Source organism: Terriglobales bacterium, from assembly GCA_035691485.1.
Lineage (GTDB): Bacteria > Acidobacteriota > Terriglobia > Terriglobales > Acidobacteriaceae > JAIQGF01.
In genome coordinates, this window is sequence record DASSIZ010000033.1 from 49,779 (window position 1) to 67,966 (window position 18,188).

The 18,188-nt window shown below is 61.1% G+C and carries 17 protein-coding genes; 5 read left to right on the top strand and 12 right to left on the bottom strand.

Annotated elements, in window-relative coordinates:
• Positions 1-46 precede the first annotated feature (46 nt).
• The 9 genes from VFI82_04340 to ligD form a co-directional block, all read right to left on the bottom strand.
• Entirely contained in the window at positions 47-973 is a 927-nt protein-coding gene (locus VFI82_04340; GenBank protein HET7183887.1) for a tyrosine recombinase XerC, read from the bottom strand.
• A 16-nt stretch (positions 974-989) separates the two neighbouring features.
• Positions 990-1,967, bottom strand: a complete 978-nt coding sequence (locus VFI82_04345) for a tyrosine recombinase (GenBank protein HET7183888.1) — start codon at positions 1,965-1,967, stop codon at positions 990-992.
• A gap of 63 nt (positions 1,968-2,030) precedes the next feature.
• Positions 2,031-2,789: a DUF72 domain-containing protein gene (locus tag VFI82_04350; GenBank protein HET7183889.1), complete on the bottom strand. Its 759-nt coding sequence runs from the start codon at positions 2,787-2,789 to the stop codon at positions 2,031-2,033.
• 45 nt (positions 2,790-2,834) lie between these two features.
• On the bottom strand, positions 2,835-3,551 hold the full coding sequence (locus VFI82_04355) for an ABC transporter ATP-binding protein (GenBank protein HET7183890.1): 717 nt from the start codon (positions 3,549-3,551) through the stop codon (positions 2,835-2,837).
• On the bottom strand, positions 3,548-4,300 hold the full coding sequence (locus VFI82_04360; GenBank protein HET7183891.1) for an ABC transporter ATP-binding protein: 753 nt from the start codon (positions 4,298-4,300) through the stop codon (positions 3,548-3,550). The genes VFI82_04355 and VFI82_04360 overlap by 4 nt, the downstream gene beginning before the upstream one ends.
• Entirely contained in the window at positions 4,297-5,244 is a 948-nt protein-coding gene (locus VFI82_04365; protein HET7183892.1) for a branched-chain amino acid ABC transporter permease, read from the bottom strand. Before VFI82_04365 ends, VFI82_04360 begins: the two co-directional genes overlap by 4 nt.
• A gap of 14 nt (positions 5,245-5,258) precedes the next feature.
• Positions 5,259-6,119 carry a branched-chain amino acid ABC transporter permease gene (locus VFI82_04370; protein ID HET7183893.1) on the bottom strand — a complete coding sequence of 287 codons (861 nt, stop codon included), beginning with the start codon at positions 6,117-6,119 and terminating at the stop codon, positions 5,259-5,261.
• A 70-nt stretch (positions 6,120-6,189) separates the two neighbouring features.
• A complete protein-coding gene (locus VFI82_04375) occupies positions 6,190-7,389 on the bottom strand; it encodes an amino acid ABC transporter substrate-binding protein (GenBank protein ID HET7183894.1) in 1,200 nt (399 codons plus the stop codon).
• A gap of 139 nt (positions 7,390-7,528) precedes the next feature.
• Positions 7,529-8,593 carry a non-homologous end-joining DNA ligase gene (gene ligD, locus VFI82_04380; protein ID HET7183895.1) on the bottom strand — a complete coding sequence of 355 codons (1,065 nt, stop codon included), beginning with the start codon at positions 8,591-8,593 and terminating at the stop codon, positions 7,529-7,531.
• Positions 8,594-8,678: 85 nt separating this feature from the next.
• Here ligD and VFI82_04385 point away from each other — a divergent pair, with 85 nt between their 5' ends.
• The 5 genes from VFI82_04385 (at position 8,679) to VFI82_04405 (ending at position 14,639) form a co-directional block, all read left to right on the top strand.
• Complete coding sequence (locus VFI82_04385; protein HET7183896.1) at positions 8,679-9,485, top strand: nucleotidyltransferase; 807 nt, start codon at positions 8,679-8,681, stop codon at positions 9,483-9,485.
• 32 nt (positions 9,486-9,517) lie between these two features.
• The gene (locus tag VFI82_04390) at positions 9,518-10,225 is read left to right on the top strand and encodes a metallophosphoesterase (protein ID HET7183897.1); all 708 of its coding nucleotides are present in this window, start codon (positions 9,518-9,520) and stop codon (positions 10,223-10,225) included.
• Between the two features lie 74 nt (positions 10,226-10,299).
• Positions 10,300-11,853, top strand: coding sequence for a pitrilysin family protein (locus tag VFI82_04395; protein ID HET7183898.1), 1,554 nt, complete (start codon positions 10,300-10,302; stop codon positions 11,851-11,853).
• 125 nt (positions 11,854-11,978) lie between these two features.
• The gene (locus tag VFI82_04400) at positions 11,979-14,147 is read left to right on the top strand and encodes a pitrilysin family protein (protein ID HET7183899.1); all 2,169 of its coding nucleotides are present in this window, start codon (positions 11,979-11,981) and stop codon (positions 14,145-14,147) included.
• A gap of 90 nt (positions 14,148-14,237) precedes the next feature.
• Complete coding sequence (locus tag VFI82_04405; GenBank protein ID HET7183900.1) at positions 14,238-14,639, top strand: hypothetical protein; 402 nt, start codon at positions 14,238-14,240, stop codon at positions 14,637-14,639.
• Here the strand turns inward: VFI82_04405 and VFI82_04410 are convergent.
• The 3 genes from VFI82_04410 to thrC are packed head-to-tail and all read right to left on the bottom strand — an operon-like array spanning position 14,636 to position 18,071.
• The gene (locus VFI82_04410) at positions 14,636-15,928 is read right to left on the bottom strand and encodes a homoserine dehydrogenase (GenBank protein HET7183901.1); all 1,293 of its coding nucleotides are present in this window, start codon (positions 15,926-15,928) and stop codon (positions 14,636-14,638) included. The two genes, VFI82_04405 and VFI82_04410, sit on opposite strands and share 4 nt — an antisense overlap.
• Complete coding sequence (thrB, locus tag VFI82_04415; GenBank protein ID HET7183902.1) at positions 15,925-16,923, bottom strand: homoserine kinase; 999 nt, start codon at positions 16,921-16,923, stop codon at positions 15,925-15,927. Before thrB ends, VFI82_04410 begins: the two co-directional genes overlap by 4 nt.
• Positions 16,920-18,071 carry a threonine synthase gene (gene thrC, locus VFI82_04420; protein HET7183903.1) on the bottom strand — a complete coding sequence of 384 codons (1,152 nt, stop codon included), beginning with the start codon at positions 18,069-18,071 and terminating at the stop codon, positions 16,920-16,922. Before thrC ends, thrB begins: the two co-directional genes overlap by 4 nt.
• Between the last annotated feature and the right edge of the window lie 117 nt (positions 18,072-18,188).

Consider the following 18,188-nt stretch of genomic DNA (forward strand, 5'->3'; position numbering starts at 1 on the left):
TTGCTGCAGCTATCGAACTCATAGCTTGCTCCTTGAACAGCGCCGTTTACTTGGCTCGCGGGTGCGTGGCGTCGTAAACGTCGATCACGTGTTTCATGGACAATTGCGTATAACGCTGGGTTGTAGCCAGCCGTTCGTGGCCCAGCATCTCCTGGATCGCCCGCAAGTCCGCGCCTTCCTCCAGCATGTGCGTGCCGAAAGCGTGCCGCAGCGTGTGCGGATGCAGGTCCGGCGGCAATCCCCGTGCAATGGCAATGCTCTTGACGATCCGCCCCACGCTTCGGGTCGTCAGCCTGCCGCCGAGGCGGTTTACCAGCAACGCCGGGGACGTCTTCTTGCGCTCCTTCAGCACCGCTTCCCGCGCGGGCAGGTACGCCGACAACGCTGCGCTCGCCGATTCTCCGAAGGGCACCACCCGCTGCTTGCTGCCTTTGCCGCGAATCAGAATTGCGCCCTTCGACCAATGAATGTCGGCCAGGTTGATTCCGACCAGTTCGGAGTTGCGCAAGCCGCATCCGTAAAGCAATTCCAGGATCGCCCGGTCGCGCTCCGGAAATGCGCGGCTCTCCGGCATCTCGGCATCGAGCACGGAATTGATCTCCTCGATCGTCGGCACCCGCGGCAGATTTTTCGGCAGCCGCGGCGTCGCCACCAGCGCCGCCGGGTTGTGCTCGACGATGCCTTCCCGCGCCAGCCAGCGATACAGCGAGCGCACCGCCGCCAGCGCCCGCGCCACCGAGGTCTTGCTCAAGCCGCGCTCGTACAGCCGAGAAAGAAATCCGCGCACTTGGAGGTGGTCGATCTCCTCCCACTTTTGGCCGCCGAGAAATTGCGCGAACTCACCCAAGTCGCGCGCGTAGGCGTGGACGGTGTGGCGCGAGGCATTCCGCTCGCGCAGGTTGCGCAGGAAATTCGCAACCCCCTTCTCGCACGGCGTGCGGGCCGCACGCCCGTCTTGTCCATTCGTGATCATGAACTCACGCCACCTGCTACGAGCCGGCACGCTCCACCAGCGTCAACTTCGAACCGGAAAACGGAGCTCTCTTTTTTGCCCTCGGATGATGGCTCATCAACACCGCCTTCAGGCGGTCGGAGGCGACGTGCGTATAAACCTGCGTCGTCGAAATGTCGGCATGGCCGAGAATCGTCTGGACTGTCCGCAGGTCAGCGCCGTTTTCCACCATGTGGGTCGCGCAACTGTGGCGAAGCATGTGCGGCGACGCCTCGCGATCACATGCCCGCGAAGTCGCACGCACCATCTGCCATACGCGTTGCCGCGACAATTTGCGCGCACCGCGGCCCAGGAAAACCAGCGGAGAGCTGCGCTGCCCCGCCAGCAGCGGTCGTGCTCCCGACAAGTACGTCTGCAACGCTTCCACGGCGGCGCGCCCGAGCGGCACGATTCTTTCCTTGTCTCCCTTGCCCCGCACCAGCACGTAGCCCTGCTCGATCTTGAGATCGTTGAGCGCAACCCCGATCATTTCGCTGACCCGAAGCGCGCCGCCGTAAAGCATCTCCAGCATGGCGAGGTCCCTCGCCGCGATCGCCGCACGGTACGGATCGGCTGCCAGAGGCGTCCGCGGCTTCAGCATGCTCTCCGTCTCGCTACGCGAGAGCGCTTTCGGCAAGACCTTCCATTGCCGCGGCGTGTCGATGTTCAGGGTTGGGTCCTGATCGATCATCCGGTCCAGCAACAGGTACTTGTAGAACTGCCGCATGGCGGAAAGTTTTCGCGCCACCGAACGCCCGTCCGACTGCTGCGAGAACAGGTGATCGAGAAAATCGCGAACGTCGCGCCGCCGCGCCTGCAGCAAGGCCCGCGACGGCTTTCGCCCCTGAAGAAATGCCGCGAACTGCAGCAGGTCCCGGCGGTACGCGCTCACCGAGAGCGGCGCCAGCCCTTTCTCGATCTTCAGGTAATCAGAAAAACCCGCAAGAATACGGTCGTTGGGCGCAGCAATCCACACGCGGCGATTATGTCCGATAAGTTTCAGGCGTCGTAATTACTAAAGAAGGTTCCCTGGGCGCAACTAAGCGGCGTTCGACATTCCGCTCACCGATTCCAGCAGTTCTCGCGCATACAGAGGGCTTTCGGGGACTTCCTCGTGCTTGAAGAAGGAATAGATTTCGCGCTCGCCGGCCTGTTTCAGTCGCTTGCGCATGGCGTCGGAAATGAGGGTGCGATCCTCAGCCGAATACTGGGAGCGCCGCAGGCGGAAGTAGGCGAAGTCCGCGGTTACCACCTCGGGCGTCTGCAAATCGTCGTTTTCTGCAATGCACAGCGCCGCGTTGTGACGGCGAAGCAGTGCGTAAATGTCGTCGCTGAACCACGAAGTTTCGCGGAACTCAAATGCGGCGCGCAACTTTCCCGGCAGCAAGTCCAGGAAGGCGTTGAGCAGGTTGAGATCGGCTTTCAGGTTCGGCGGTAGTTGGAACAGGACCGGGCCCAGGCGCCCGGCTGCCGCCAGCGGCTGGATACATTCCAGGAAGCGCTGCAGCGGCTCCTCCGCATTTTTCAAACGCCGGAAGTGGGTGATTGCCTGGTGCGCCTTGAGCACAAAGCGAAAATGAGGCGGCGTTTGCGCGACCCACGCGGCGATCGTTTTTTCATTGATCATGCGGCGGAAGGAATAGTTCACCTCCACCGCGTTCAATTGCGTGGAATAAAACTTCAGGAAGTCTTTTGCCGGCAACTTGGCGGGATAAAACTGGGGCTTCCACGCGGCATACGCCCAACCTGACGTGCCGGCATAAAAGGTGGAGGATGGTTTTGTTTCCGGCTCGGGCATAGTGCGTTCCTGGCTTTTGTCTTCGATGCCGGACCAAGCGGGAAGCTACAGTCCGAGGTACGCTGTCCGCACCTCGTTATTGTTTGCCACTTCTTCGGCGGGCCCTTCCAGCCTCACTCTTCCCTCGGCCATGACGTAAGCATAGTCCGCCAGCGCCAGCGCCAGGTGTACGTTCTGCTCGACCAGCACAATGGTCATGCCGTCCTGCTTCAGCTTTTTCAGGGTGAGAAACAGCTGCTGCGCAAGCAGCGGCGACAGGCCCAGCGACAACTCGTCGATCATCAGCACCTGCGGCTCCTGCATCAGCCCGCGCCCCACCGCCAGCATCTGCTGCTCGCCGCCGGAGAGCGTTCCCGCCAGCTGATCGTGGCGTTCCTTCAAGCGCGGAAACAGGGTGTACACACGATCACGGTTCGCCGCCACGGTCTTCCTGGCGCGGGCCGTGTAGGCGCCCATCTGCAAGTTTTCTTCCACCGTCATGTCGCCGAACAATTGCCGCGCTTCCGGAACCAGAACCAAGCCGCGCTGCGCCTTGGCGTGCATGGAGAGCCGCGTCACGTCCTGCCCCCCAAGCAGCACCCGCCCCTTCCACGGCTTCAGCCAGTGCATGATGGTGCGCAGCGTCGTGGACTTGCCGGCGCCATTGGCGCCCAGGATGGTGGTCAGTTGCCCGGCGCGCACCTTCAGCGAGACGCCCCACAGCACCTGCACCTCGCCGTACCCGGATTCGACGTTTTCGACTTCGAGGGCAACTTCGCTCATTGCCCCTCCCGCAATTTGTCCGCGATGTCGGCGCTGCCCAGGTAAGCCTCGATGACCGCCGGGTCCTGCACCACCTCGTCGGGCTTGCCTTCCGCGATCTTGATGCCGAAGTTCAGCACCATCACCCGATCCGAGACGTTCATCACCGCGTGCATAAGGTGCTCGATCATGATGATGGAAACTCCCTGGTCGCGGATGGCGCGGATCAACTCCAGCATCTTCGCCACTTCGGTCGGATTCAATCCGGCCAGCACTTCGTCCAGCAGCAGCAGCTTGGGGTTGGCCGCCAGTGCGCGCGCTACTTCCAGGCGTTTCTTGAACGCTATCGTCAGGTGCTTGGCCAGCACGTTGGCGCGGTCTGTCAGGTGCACCCTCTCCAGCACTTCCAGTGCGACATGGTGAGCGCCGCGCAGTCCCAGGTACTCGCGGCCGAAGCAGGCGCCAACGGTGATGTTGTCCAGCACCGTCATCTCGTTCAGCGGCTTCACCACCTGAAAGGTGCGCGCCAAGCCGGTGTGCACTAGTTTGTTCGGCGGCCAACCGGTGATGTCTTTTCCCATGAACGTGAAGGTGCCGCCGTCGTTCTTGTACACGCCATTGATGATATTGAACAGGGTCGTTTTTCCGGCGCCGTTGGGTCCGATCAGGCCGAGGATTTCGTTTTCATTGACGACGAAGCTGACGTCGGAGACCGCCAACAGCCCTCCGAACCGCTTGCTGACGCCGCGGCCTTCCAGCAGCACGCTCATTCGATCACCTTCCGCGCTCTCGGCACCAGCCGATACACCCAGCCGATCAGACCGCCGGGCGCAAACAGAATCACCAGCAGCAGCAAACCACCCGCAATTACCAGGTGGAAGTTGGAGAGTTTCGGAGAGGTCAGCAACGACGATCGTAATCGCTCGTACAGCCCCGCCCCCAGCGCCGCGCCCACCACCGTCCCCTGCCCTCCCAGCATCAGCATCACGATGCCTTCGATGGAGGCAATCAACTCGAACGCGATCTGGGGATCGATCATGCCGTTCTTGTAGAACATCAGCGCGCCCGCGACCGCAGGCAAGAACGCCGACAGGCTATAGATGATTGCCTTGTACACCGTGGTGTTGACGCCCAGGACCACGGCCGCGTCTTCATCTTCGCGGATGGCAAACAGCCCGAGGCCGAATTTCGAAATCTTGATTCCCAGGCTTAGAAACAGCGACAGCGCCATCACCCCGACCATAAGGTAGTACGTGATCCAGAGCGCGCGCATGGCGCCGCCCAGCGGCGCGTACGATTCAAAGGAAACGTACATCCCGGTGGAACGGCCCCAGGGATCGAAATTGGAGACGAACGACTGCACCGCCTGCAGAATGCCAATCGTGGCCAGCGCGAAGTACGCACCTCGTAATCGCAGGATGGCCAGCCCGAACAGGAAGGCAAAGATCATGACCACCACGCCGGCCACCAGCGCTGCCAACACCAAGTTCCAGCTCTTCACCGTCGCCAGGTACAGCCCGATGTATCCTCCCAGTCCATAAAACACGATGTTGCCGAAATTGACGTACCCGGTGTAGCCGATCATCAGGTTGAGGTTGCTGGCCAGGATGATGGCTACGGCGACAAGAAGAAGGTCCTCCCGCAGTGGAACGTTATTGGTTCGCAGCGGGATGGCGATGAACAGCGCCGCAACGATCAGAATTAGCCAAAACACTGGCCGGCGGACAATCACGCGTTTGCCCTCGCGAAGATGCCTTTGGGGAAAAAGACCAGCACCACGACAAAAAGGCCGAATTCAATCAGCGGCACCCAACTGACCGCGATGAAGGGTGAAACCAGTCCTTCCAGCAGGCCCAACAGCACGCCCGCGACCAGCGCCCCCAGCGGTTTGCCCAGACCCGCCAGTACCGTCACCACGAAACTCTTCAGCTCGTAAACCCCGCCGGAAAGAATGGTGAAGGGGAAAAGTGTGGATACCAGCGCACCCGAAGCTGCCGCCAGCGCGATGCCGATGCCGAACGCGGTGGCCAGCACCGTGGTGGAGGAGATGCCCATCAACTCCGCGGCATCACGGTTTTGGGCGACGGCACGAATGGCCTTGCCGGCTCGGGTGCGAAACAGGAACAGCTCCAACGCCAGCGCCACTACCACGGCCGAGGTCGCCGCCGCAATGTGGTTCCCGGTAAACGTATACGCACCCACCGTAATCCCCGGCAGGCTGAAGTTCACGTTGTACGGGCTCGTGCTCCAGATGATCGTGCCGATGCCGATCACCATCATGTTGACGGCGAAGGTGGACAGCAGGCTCATCAGAGGCGGCCGTCCCACCACCCAGTGCACCGACATCCAGTACACGATCACCCCGAGGACCAGCCCCGCGACGATGACCGGCAATACCAGGATGTATGCATTGGTGGAGAAGGCGGCAAACAGCGTGTACATGCCGAACATACCCAGAGCGATCATCGAGCCATGGGTGAGGTTGATCACGTCCATCACGCCCCAGATCAAGCTCAGGCCCATGGCCGCGAGACCGTAGACGGAGCCGACCAGCACACCATCAATCATTGAGGCCAGTATGCCGCCCATTGCCTACCTCGTGGTCCAGGAATTGGCCAGCAGCAAGCGGTTGACCGCCGTTTGCCGCTGGCCTTCTAAATCAGTGGATCGGGTAAACCAGGTTGGAGCTCTTGTTAGCCAGAGGCCAGACCACTTCCTTGGTCAGCTTTCCGCCCTTCTTCTGCCACTGCGCGATCACCATGGTGTGGCCCACTTGCAGACCATGCTCATTCGCCGCGGTGGCAAATTTGGTCCGCCCGTAAAACGTGGTCGCATCCAGCCCGTTCAGTGCTGCGGCTACCTTCTCCGAGTCGAGGCTCCCGGCCTGCTCGATGGCGTGCTGCAGGATCAGGCCCGCCGCATAGCCACCCGCCGACTCGTAGCTGGGCTCGGCGTTGTACTTGGCAGCGTACGCCTTGTTGAACTCCGCCACCGTCGGTCCGAACTGCGGTTTCACGCTAACCTGCGGTTCCCATTGCGAGGGCACGCAGATGCCGACTGCGGCGTCCCCCAGTTCCGACCATTTCGGGCTGTCGGGTGCTACCAATATCGTGACCATGTTCATCTTGGCCTTGCGCGCAAGCAGTTGCCGCGCCAGGGTGGAACCATCGGCGTAGTGGCCGCCGCCCAGCAGCACCGTCGCCTTGGAAGAGGTTACCTTGTCGAGAATGGCGCTGAAGTCCGTCGTGTTGGGAGGATAGGCCTCGCTGAAGACCACGTTGAACCCTTGCTGCTGCGCATACGGCTTCGCCGGATTCACCACGGCAACCGAGAACGCATGGTCCTCATACACGAAGGCGATTGTTGCCTTCGGATCTTTGGTCTTCAGTAAGTCAATCGCAGTCTCCAGGTATTGCGTCGCCGGCGCGAAAATTTGGAACAGGTACTTGTTGCCCTGTCGGTAGGTTTTTTCGTCGGCCGCGCCCGTGGTCAGCATCACCTTGCCGTACTGCTCCGAAACGATGGACGCGCTGGTGGTCAAACCAGAGGAATAGGGGCTGAACAGGAAGTCGGCCTTGTCCTCCAGGATCAAACGCGAGTACAGCTGCTGGACTCGCTTTGCCTGTGATTCGTCATCGTAAGAGACGAACTTGATTTGGTAACTCTTCCCGCCCGCTTTGATGCCGCCCTTGGCATTCACCTGGTCGCGCCACAGCTCAAATCCGTTGGACTGCTCCAGGGAATCGACGTTGAGGGCTCCCGTCTTCGACACGGTGAACCCCACGGTAATGGTTTGGGCCTGCGAGGCAACGCAGAAGAACAGGAAAAACAGCAGAAAGAAACAGACAGTTCTTTTCACAATAAGGACCTCCAAGCCGGAATTTCGCCTTGGGTTTATACCACGAGCGCACGCAGTATGCAGCGAAGGGCGCACAATTGCCAGTGACTCGCATCACGCTTGCTTGTTAACCGCGAAGGAAATAGGGGGAGAGTACCGGTCAGCCGGCGCGCCGGACGCGCACGGAATTTTTCTTCGGCGTTTTTGCCACCACAACCTTTTTCCTTTTCGCGGGGACAGGAGCCGCCTTGGCGAGATTGCCGGAAGCAAAAAGCTCTTGCAGCGCGGGAAGGGGCGGCAGCTTCTGCTTCAGCTTCAGCACCGGTTCGAACCGGTCGCCGGAGGCGGCGGCGCGTTCAATCGCCTGGCTGGAGTCGAAAACCATCAGCTCGGCATCTTCTTTCTGAAGGCAGCGCTCGACCTCTTCCCAGGTGACCGGCGTGGAGACGGTTGGGCGATCCTTGGCGCGCAGTGAATACACGCAGACCGTGGTTTTGTATTGGTCGTTCTGACTCCAGTCGACGAACACTTTATTGACGCGAAGAGTCTTCTTCATGTCAGAGACGATGCGGTCGGGATAGGCGCGTTCCAGCATCCGCGCCAGCTCATGGGCAAAGGGCTTGGTGACGTCGTAGGTGACGGGCGTGTTCAGCGGGACATAAACCTGCAGGCCCTTCGAACCCGAGGTCTTGGGAAAGGCCTGCAGCCTGAGCTTGGCGAAAATCTCGCGCACCCACAAACCGACCTGGCAACACTGCACGATGTTGGCGGGCGCACCGGGGTCGAGATCGAAGACCAGCACTGTTGGCTGCTCAATGTTGGCGGCCCGGCTGAGAGAGGTATGAAGCTCGATGTCGGCCAGGTTCGCTGCCCACACCAGAGTCGCCACGTCCTGCACCATGCAGTAATCCATCCAGCGATTGTTCCCGTGGCTCCAGATCTTCGCCGTTTGCACCCATTCCGGCCGATGCTTGGGACAGTTCTTTTCGTAAAAGAAGAATCCGCCGACGCCCTCCGGATAGCGCTTCATGGTCAACGGGCGGTCGTGCAAATGAGGCAGAAGGTAGGGCGCGATGCGGATGTAATAGTCGATGAGCTGGCCCTTGGTGAAGCCGGCCCCCGGATACAGCACCTTGTCCAGGTTGGACAGCTTCAGGTTCCGGCCTTCGATCTCGATGGTGGTTTCCTTGGCCATATCCACTTTCTTGGATGCGTTGGCGAGCATACCGCTGCGGTTAATCCTGCGTAATGTGCGCTGTTTCTGGGCAACCTGCCACAACTCACCTCAACCCGCTGCCATCCAATGCTCTGTGCCAGGCACAGAGGAAAAGACGCTCCCCGTCAGCTCGTCCATGCCGCCGGACTTCGCACCCGAGCAGGTGAAGCTGTTCCGTGGCGTCCTGCAGCACTTGAACGATACGGGTGTTCCCTACGTGGTATCCGGTGCCGCCGCGCTCCAATTGCACACCGGGATCTGCCGCGACACCAAGGACCTGGACCTTTTTCTATGCGCCGAGCACGTGGATGCCGCCCTCCGCTCCTTGAAAGAAGAGGGCTTTGAAACCCAGGTTACCGACCCGGTCTGGCTGGCGAAAGCCCACCGCGGCGAATACTACGTGGACCTGATTACCGGCATGAGTAACGCGGTGATCGTCGTGGACCAGTCGTGGATTGAGCGCGGCGTGCCGTCGGAGAGTTTCGGTGTCCCCGTCAAAGTGCTGGCGCGCGAGGAACTGATTGCTTCCAAGATTTTCGTGACACGCCGCGAGCGCTTCGATGGAGCTGATATCGCGCATGTCGTTTTCAGCGCAAAAGGCAGCCTTGACTGGCATCGGCTGCTCGGCCTTGTCGGCCAACATTGGGAGATGCTGTTCTGGGACCTGATCCTCTTTCATTATGTTTATCCGGCGCACTCCGATTTTGTGCCGCGATGGGTGTGGGACGATTTGCTGGGCCGCCTGGGCAAAGCGCTGGACCAGCCCGGCGAGCGTCCGCTGTTCCGCGGCAGCCTGATTGATCCGAAGATGTTCGCCATCGACGTCAACGAATGGGGCATGGAAGACCTGCTGGAGGTCTACCGCGCCAAACGCATGCCCAAGCTGGAGCCGGCGGCGTAGAACCGATCCACAAAAAGCGCCGCAAGAGGAAGATGAGAGTCGCTGCCACCGCTGATCTACATTTCAACCCGCCGGTTTGGGAGCACATCCGCCCCCATATCGAACGCGTGCGCGATGAAGCCGACGTCCTGATCGTGGCCGGAGACCTGACCAATTACGGCAAGACGAGCGAGATGGAGCCGCTGCTGAACCTGCTGGTCCGCCTGCGCATTCCCATCATTGCCGTGCTCGGCAACCATGATTACGAGAGCTGCCAGGAACAGGAGCTGATGAAGATGATGGCCACCGAGGGCATCAAGATCCTGGACGGCACCGGCTACGAACGCGACGGCGTGGGCTTTGCCGGCACCAAGGGCTTCATCGGAGGGTTTGGGCGGGGCGTGCTCACCGCATTCGGAGAGCGCGAGGTCAAAGCCATTGTCCAGGCAGCAATTGACGAGAGCCTGAAACTGGAGCGCGCACTTTCTCAGCTGAGGACGAACAAGCGAGTCGTCATCCTGCACTATGCGCCGATCGTGGCGACGGTAAAAGGCGAGGCGCCGGAAATCTTTCCTTATCTCGGCACTTCGCGCATGGCGGAGGTCGTAGACCGCCACGGCGCCGACCTGATCGTGCACGGTCACGCACATCACGGCACGGCCGAAGGCAAGACCGTAGGCGGCGTCCCGGTATACAACGTCGCGCTCGGGTTGCTGCAGGCGGAGGACCCGCCCCGCGCCTACCGAGTCTTCGACCTCTGACAATTTCATTTCCTGCCGGTTTGACAGCCATTTCAGCCGCGGCGTAAGTTTTGTGATTGCTGTACGGAGGTCGCATGCGAAGGCTGTTCTCGTGTCTGTTCGCCTTCCTTTTCTCGTTTTCCGCTTCCCTCGTCTTCATCTCGGTTCCGCTTCACGGTCAGGATGTTGCGTCGTTTGAAAAGCGCGTGACCGTCCGCAAGCTTGCCAACGGACTGACGCTGCTGGTGATGGAACGTCCCGAGGCACCGGTTTTCTCCGGCTACACCATGGTAGACGCAGGGTCGGTGCAGGACCCGAAGGATGAAACCGGCCTGGCGCACATGTTCGAGCACATGGCGTTCAAGGGGACAACCACGATCGGCACCACCAATTGGCCGGCAGAAAAAGTTGCGCTGCAGAAAGTCGAAGAGGCTTACGCCGCTTACATCCACGAGGCGGAAAGGCGTGTCGGCCGCGACGACAAGAAGGTCGCCGAACTGGAAAAAGCTTGGCAGGATGCCATCCATCAAGCGGACAAGTACGTGGTACGCAATGCCTATCCCCAGATCATCGAGGAGAACGGCGGCGTGGGCATGAACGCCCAGACCAGCGACGACCAGACGGTCTACTACTATTCATTCCCGTCGAACCGGCTGCAGTTGTGGGCATACCTGGAATCAGAGCGGTTCATAGAACCGGTCATGCGCGAGTTCTACAAGGAGCGCGACGTCGTCTTTGAGGAGCGGCGCATGAGCACCGAGAGCAACCCGGTCGGCCGCCTGATCGAGCAGTTCATCGCCTCCGCATTCATCGCACATCCTTACCACCGGCCGACGATCGGGTGGGCTTCCGACCTGCGGCGGTTCTCCGCGACCGACGCCGAACACTTTTTCCATGTCTATTACGTTCCCGCAAACATGGTGGTCGCCGCAGTCGGCGACATCAAGGCAGCACAAGCGCTGCCGATCATGGAAAAGTATTTTGGCCGCCTGCCGAAGGCGCCGCTTCCGACTGAAGACCCGACGACGGAGCCACCCCAGCAGGCCGAGCGCCGCGTCGTCCTCAGCGAAACCGCGCAGCCGCTGTACATCGAAGGCTATCACCGGCCCGACTACCGGGACCCTGACGATGCGGTTTACGATGCAATCTCCGACATCATGTCGAATGGACGCACCTCGCGGCTTTATCGCGCGCTGGTTCGCGACAAGAAAATAGCCGCCGAATCAGCCGGCTTCAGCGGCTGGCCGGGAAGCAAGTATCCGCACTTGTTTGCCTTCTACGCGGTGCCCACTCCGGGGCACACGAACGACGAGGTTCGCGACGCGATCCGAGCGGAAATCGAGCGGCTGAAAACCGCCGATGTAAGCGACGAGGAGCTGGCGATGTTCAAGACGCGCGCCAAGGCGGATCTGATCCGCGGCCTGGGCAACAACTCTGGGCTGGCGGCGCAACTGGCGACGTTCCAGGCGCGCTTCGGTGATTGGCGCGAGCTTTTCCGGCAGCTGGAGCGTTACGACAAAGTATCCAAGTCGGACATTCGCCGCGTCGCCAACAAGACGTTCGTGCCGGCGAATCGCACTGTGGGCATCATCGAGAGCACCAGGATGGCAGGCGCCGCTCCGGCGCAAAAACCGGAGGAGAAGCCATGAAACCAGGTCTCGAATTTCACGTTTCACGTTTCACGCTCCTCCGGTTTAGCGCCCAGCATAAGCATCTCTTCCGTGCAACTGCTCTGGCTTTGGTGTTGTGGGTTGCACCCGCCGCTTGGACACAAATGGCAACGCAGAAGCCCTCGCCCAAGCCGACGACGCATGCGCCCACGGGCGCGAAGACCAACAAGCCCGGCACCGGCGGACCGTCCGCCACCTGGAAGCAGATTCCCATCCCGCCGTTACCGCCATTCCATCCCCAGGAGCCGCGGCGCATCCAGCTGGCGAACGGAATGATCATTTTTCTGCAGGTAGACCATGAGCTTCCGGTGGTCGGCGGCACGATGCGGATTCGCGGCGGATCGATCCAGGAACCCGCCGAGAAGGTCGGGCTGGTGGAAGCCTACGGCGCGGTGTGGCGTACCGGCGGCACCACCAAACGCACCGGCGATGAGCTCGATGATTTCCTGGAAACCCGTGCCGCCAAGGTAGAAACCGGGGGTGGCGCCGATTCCACGACCATTAGTTTTGATTGCCTTAAGGACAAGCTCGACGAAGTGTTCCCGGTTTTCCTTGAAGTGTTACGCGAGCCTGCGTTTCGCCCCGACAAACTCGAATTGGCGAAGACACAGATGAATACCGACATCGCGCGCCGCAACGATGATGTCGGGGAAATTGCGGGGCGGGAATCCGTCCGCCTCGCCTACGGCCGTGACAATCCCTACGCGCGGATCCCGGAGTATTCGACCGTTGCCGCGATCACCCGCGAAGATCTCGTAAAGTGGCACGCCACCTTCGTTCATCCGAACAATATTATTCTGGGTATTTTCGGCGACTTTGACCCTGCCGCCATGGAACGCCGGCTGCACCAAGCTTTTGATTCCTGGCCCCAGGCGCCGGTGCCGCCCAAAGGGGAAATTCAATTTCACGATCCCAAGCCTGGGCTCTATTACATCGAGAAGACGGATGTAACGCAGAGCGAGATTCGCATGGTCACGCTCGGGATCCAGCGCAACAATCCCGATTACTTTTCGCTGGATGTGATGAACGAAGTGCTGGGCGGCGGTTTCGCTTCACGGTTGTTCAAGACGATCCGCACGGAGAAGGGATTGGCTTACTCGGTGGGGGGAGGCATTGGCTCCGCGTTCAGCCATCCCGGCATAGCGCGCATTGCCATGGGAACCAAGAGTCCGACCACGGTAGATGCCATCCAGGCCCTCTACGCGGAACTGAAAGGCATCCGCACCGACCAGCCCATCACCGCCGAGGAGGTTCGCGAGGCGAAGGACTCAATCCTCAACCGCTTCATCTTCCATTTTGATTCCAAGGACAAGGTCCTGGGCGAACGAATGCTGTACGAGTTCCACGGTTATCCCGCCGACTTTCTGCAGCGCTATCATGCCGGCATCGAGCAGACCACGCCTGCAGAGGCCAACCGCGTCGCACAGAAGTACATTCACCCGCAACAATTCGCGGTGCTGGTGGTCGGCAACCAGGCTGAATTCGCCAAGCCGCTGTCGTCGCTGGGGCCGGTAACGACGATTGACATCTCCATCCCGGCGCCCGGCGCGCCGGCCAACGCCGGACCGAGCACGCCGTCGAAGTCCGACCCGAAAGCCCGCGACCTGGTGCAGAAGTTTGTCACCTCGATCGGTGGCGCCACCAAGCTCGATGGAGTGAAGGCGGTCCACCAGAAGCTTGTCAGCACGCAACAGTCGCCGCAGGGCGCCATCACCTTCAACAACGACCTGACCATTGAATTCCCCGACAAACTGCGCGCCGCGGTCACCGCCGAACAGATGCCGGGTGAGATGGTGATCGTGGTGTCTCCCTCGTCGTCGTTCATGACGATGCCGGGAGCGGGCACGCATGACATGCCGTCGTCGTTGAAGCAAGATCGTTTGAACAACCTGAAGCGCGAATGGCTTGCCATCGCGCAGCACGCCGGCGATCCCGCATACGTATTCACCCTCGGCGGAACCGTAAATATCGGCAATACCGAGGCACAGGAGGTCAACGTTTGGGGAAACGGTATTGCCGTTAAGTGGGCGCTGGAGCCGCAGAGCGCGCGCTTGTTGCAGGTTTCCTACCGGGATGCCGGGCAGCGGGGACCCGTCGAGCGCGTGATCAGCTACTCGGATTGGCGCGCGGTGGATGGCATCAAGGTGCCATTCCAACGCACCATCACCGAGAATGGTCAGCCCAGCGCGAAGGAACAGATTGAGACCTACCAGGTTAACCCTGGCGTGAATGCGAAATTGTTTGAGAAGCCGCCCGAACCGCCGCCGAAGTAACAAAATGTGCATCTATTACCGTGGCAGAGGTCGGCGCTGGCTCTGCGGCCGTCGCCTTTGCATAATTAACCGCTTCGGGACGGCGCCAGTATGATCGCGATTCGAGCAAAACCACACCGACGTGACGGCAAAGATAGGGGAATCATCCTTCTGCTGGATGACAGCACCTCCAAGCGAAGGGCCCGCGCCAAGCTCCTGGTGCGACGCGGCCTGAGCGTCGAAGTTGCCGGTACTGTAGAGCAGGCACGGGAACTGTGGAGACCCGGACGTTACCTCATCGTCCTGGTTGCGGTTCACAAAGACATCCGCCGCGCGGCTGAGTTCTGCGACGAAATCCAGGAAAAGCATCCTGACCAGATTGTTGGCGTGCTGGTGTCTGTCAATCGGCCATTGCCGCGTACCTACTGCCGCGGCCTTTTGTGGCCCGAGGAGAAACTGGAGTACTTCCTGGCGCGTGTCGAGACCCTGGCCGACTTTGCCCGCGCCGCCTAGCCTGCGAAGATTCGCATCAGCAACACCGGTTCCGTCAGAAACTCGAATTCATTGATTTGCGCGATGGCGTTGCGGATGGTGCATTCCGTGACCGCCTCCACGGTGATGACGAAGGAGAGGCGTTCCTTGGGCAGGTGCGGCTCCTGCAGCACGGAATCGATGTTGATGCCGAGTTCGGCGAGCACCGACGCCACCTTGGCGATAATTCCGGGATGGTCGCGCACGGTCAGCCGAAGATACCACTCGGAAGTGGTGCCGCAAGCGGCAAGCGGCAACGCTGAAATCGGGCCGAAACCGGGCATCGGTCCTCTTCCCGAAGTCTTGCCTTCCATGGCCTGCGCGATGCCAATTAAGTCGGCGACCACCGCCGTACTGGTGGCGTCGCCGCCGGCGCCCCGGCCATAAAACATCTGAGTCCCGCTGCGTTCGCCTTCAACAAAGACGGCATTGAAAACGCCTTCCACTTTGCCGAGCATGGAGTTGTGCGGCACCAGCCATGGGCGAACCGTCACTGCCATTCCTTCGTCCTGGCGCTCGGCGGCTCCCACCAGGCGAATGCGCCCGCCCAGGCGCCGCGCATATTGCAGGTCCACCTGGGAAATGTGGCGGACGCCGGTGGTCGGAATATCCTCCGGATGAAGGCGCAAATTGAAGGCCATGCGCGCCAGGATGCACAGCTTTTCCCGGGCGTCGATACCGTCGATATCGAGACCGGGGTCGGCTTCGGCGTAACCTGACCGCTGCGCCTCCGCCAAGGCGGCGCCAAATTCCAGGGCGTCGCTCTCCATGCGGCTGAGGATGTAATTCACCGTCCCATTCAGCACCCCGTAAATTCTGGAGATGCGATCGCTGGTGGCGGTCCGGCGCAGGGCACGGATGATGGGAATCCCGCCGGCGGTGGTAGCTTCGATTCCGACCGGAAGACCGCGCTCGTGAGCGAGCGAAAGAATTTCGTCGCCGTGGCCGGCAATCAAGCTCTTGTTCGCAGTCACCACCGGCTTGCCGGCCAGCAACGCGCTCTTGACGACCTCCTGCGCGGTGCCATTGCCGCCCATGGTTTCCACCACGATGTCCACATCGGCGGCATCCACGACTTCCTGCCAGGCGGCGCAGTTGCGCGCGCCTGCGGGAATAGCATCGGCCGCGAGCGCGGAGCGCCGGCACACCGCCTTAACGGCCAGACGCACGCCGCTACGCTCTTCAATACTGGCGGCGTTGGCAGCCAGCAGTTGCGCAGTCGCTTGCCCGATGGTTCCAAATCCGACAATCCCCACATTCACAGTTTTCATGCCCTCTCCCCTGCTGATGCCCGCTCCGGCAGCTCCACGCAGCACGCCCCTTGGGTAGCCATCCTTGTAAACACCAATTCGCCTTCGAGATTTGCGGCCCGCATGCGCTCGCAGACCGCTTCGCGCACCTGCTGCTGCGACGCGGCTTCGCGCAAGGTGAGGACCACCGAACTGCCTGCGCCACTCAAAGTCACGGCCAGGATTCCCGCGCTGCCCGCCAGCGGTTGCAGGCATGGCAACAGCGGACATGCCTTGGCGCGATAGGGCTGATGCAGCGCGTCGTGCTGCGCGGTCGCGAAAAGCGCTTCGCGCCCCAACGTGTAGGCCGCGACCAGTGCCATCGCGCTTTGCAGATTGGCCACGACAACTTCCCTGCCATAAAGCATGGGCACAAGGGCGCGTGATTTGCCGGTCGGCAGTCCACCGGGGGAAAGCACCAGCAGCATGGGCCAATCGCGGGCCACTTCGAGCCGAACCGGGTGTACGCGCCTGCCCTGCTGATCGCGGTTGGATTGCACGATGACCAGCCCACCGAGCCAACATGCCGCTGCGTTGTCGGGATGACCTTCACGCCGGGTGGCTTCGTCGAGGATCTGCTCCTCCGTCCAGTTCAGCCGGCCGAAGTGCACTGCCAGCGCGATGCCCGCCAATCGCGCTGCCGCGGATGAGCCGCAACCCTTTCCGACGGGGATTTCGTTGTCCACAGACAGGACCAAAGGCGAGCAGGCTACGCCGGCGCTCTTGAGAACCTCGCGGTAAGTATCGAGGATAAGATTGCCATTGGCCTTACTGCAGAAAGCAGCATCACGCCCACGCGCCTCCACGGCAAATGCGCCCGCCACTTCCGCGCGCACATGCAGGTGAAGATCCAGCGCCATCGCCGCCGAATCGAAGGCCGGGCCCAGATTGGCCGAACTGGCCGGCAGCTTGATCTGGATCGCGCGGGGCCGGGAACCGCGATTCGCCCCCGCTCCGTTTTTGCCAACTTCACTCATGCTTCCCCCTGCATTTGCTGGATGACCGCCATTACTTTCTCCACGTCCGCATCTACGGGGACGGGCGGCCGGCGCCAGCCGCTGAGCTGCGCGGCTCCGCCAAACAACTCTCCCGCGTGAAACTTGAGGCTGTATTCGGGATCTTTCAGGACATGCCCCGTCAAAACCAGCACTACCGTGTCGTTGGGATCGACGAAGCCGCTGCGCAACAGCTTCTTGAGTCCAGCCAAGGTGACCGCTGACGCCGGCTCACACCCCAGACCTTCGGCGCCGATCGCCGCTTTCGCCAATGCGATTTCTTCCTCGCTTACCTGCTCGCACGCGCCGCCGGTCTGGTTCAAGACCGAGACCGCCTTTTGCCACGAGGCCGGATTGCCGATGCGAATTGCGGTCGCCATGGTCTCAGCGCGGACCGCCGTCAGTTCCCTCCCGCCGGTTTCACGCATGGAGCGGTACAGCGGGTTTGCCCCCTCGGCCTGCACGACGGAGAGCTTCGGCAGGCGAGCGATCAAGCCCAGCCGGTGCATTTCCAACAAGCCTTTGCCGAGAGCCGAGGAGTTACCCAGGTTTCCTCCCGGCACAATGATGTGGTCGGGCGCTTTCCAATCCAACTGCTCCATCATTTCGACGGCGGCGGTTTTCTGGCCTTCAAGACGGTACGGGTTAATTGAGTTCAACAGATAAATCTTCACTCTTCGAACCAGTTCGGTGACAACCTTCATGCAACCATCGAAGTCGGCCCGCAGCTGCAGCGTCACCGCACCGTATTCCAGCGCCTGCGACAATTTTCCCCAAGCGATTTTTCCTTCCGGGATCAGCACCAGGGCACGCATTCCGGCGCGCGCCGCATAGGCCGCCATCGATGCCGAGGTATTTCCCGTCGACGCGCATGCCACCCACCGGTACCCGCGCTCGCGCGCCACCGACAGCGCCGCAGTCATGCCGGTGTCCTTGAAGGACCCGGTCGGATTCATTCCCTGGTGCTTGGCCAGCAAAGTCTTCATTCCGAGGCGGCGCGCGGCCTGGGACATGGGATAGAGAGGCGTGTTGCCCTCGGCGAGGGTGACCACTTCATCCATTGCTTGAACAATGGGCAGCAACTCCCGGAAACGCCATACCCCGCTGCGGTCAGCGGGCAAGCCTGACATCTTCCGCTCTCGCCACAACTGCTTAAGTTCGATTGCGGAAGAAGTCTGACACGGGTACACGACCTCCACTAGTCCGCCGCATTCGGCACAGCGAAAGTCCGGCCGCACTTCCGCCTG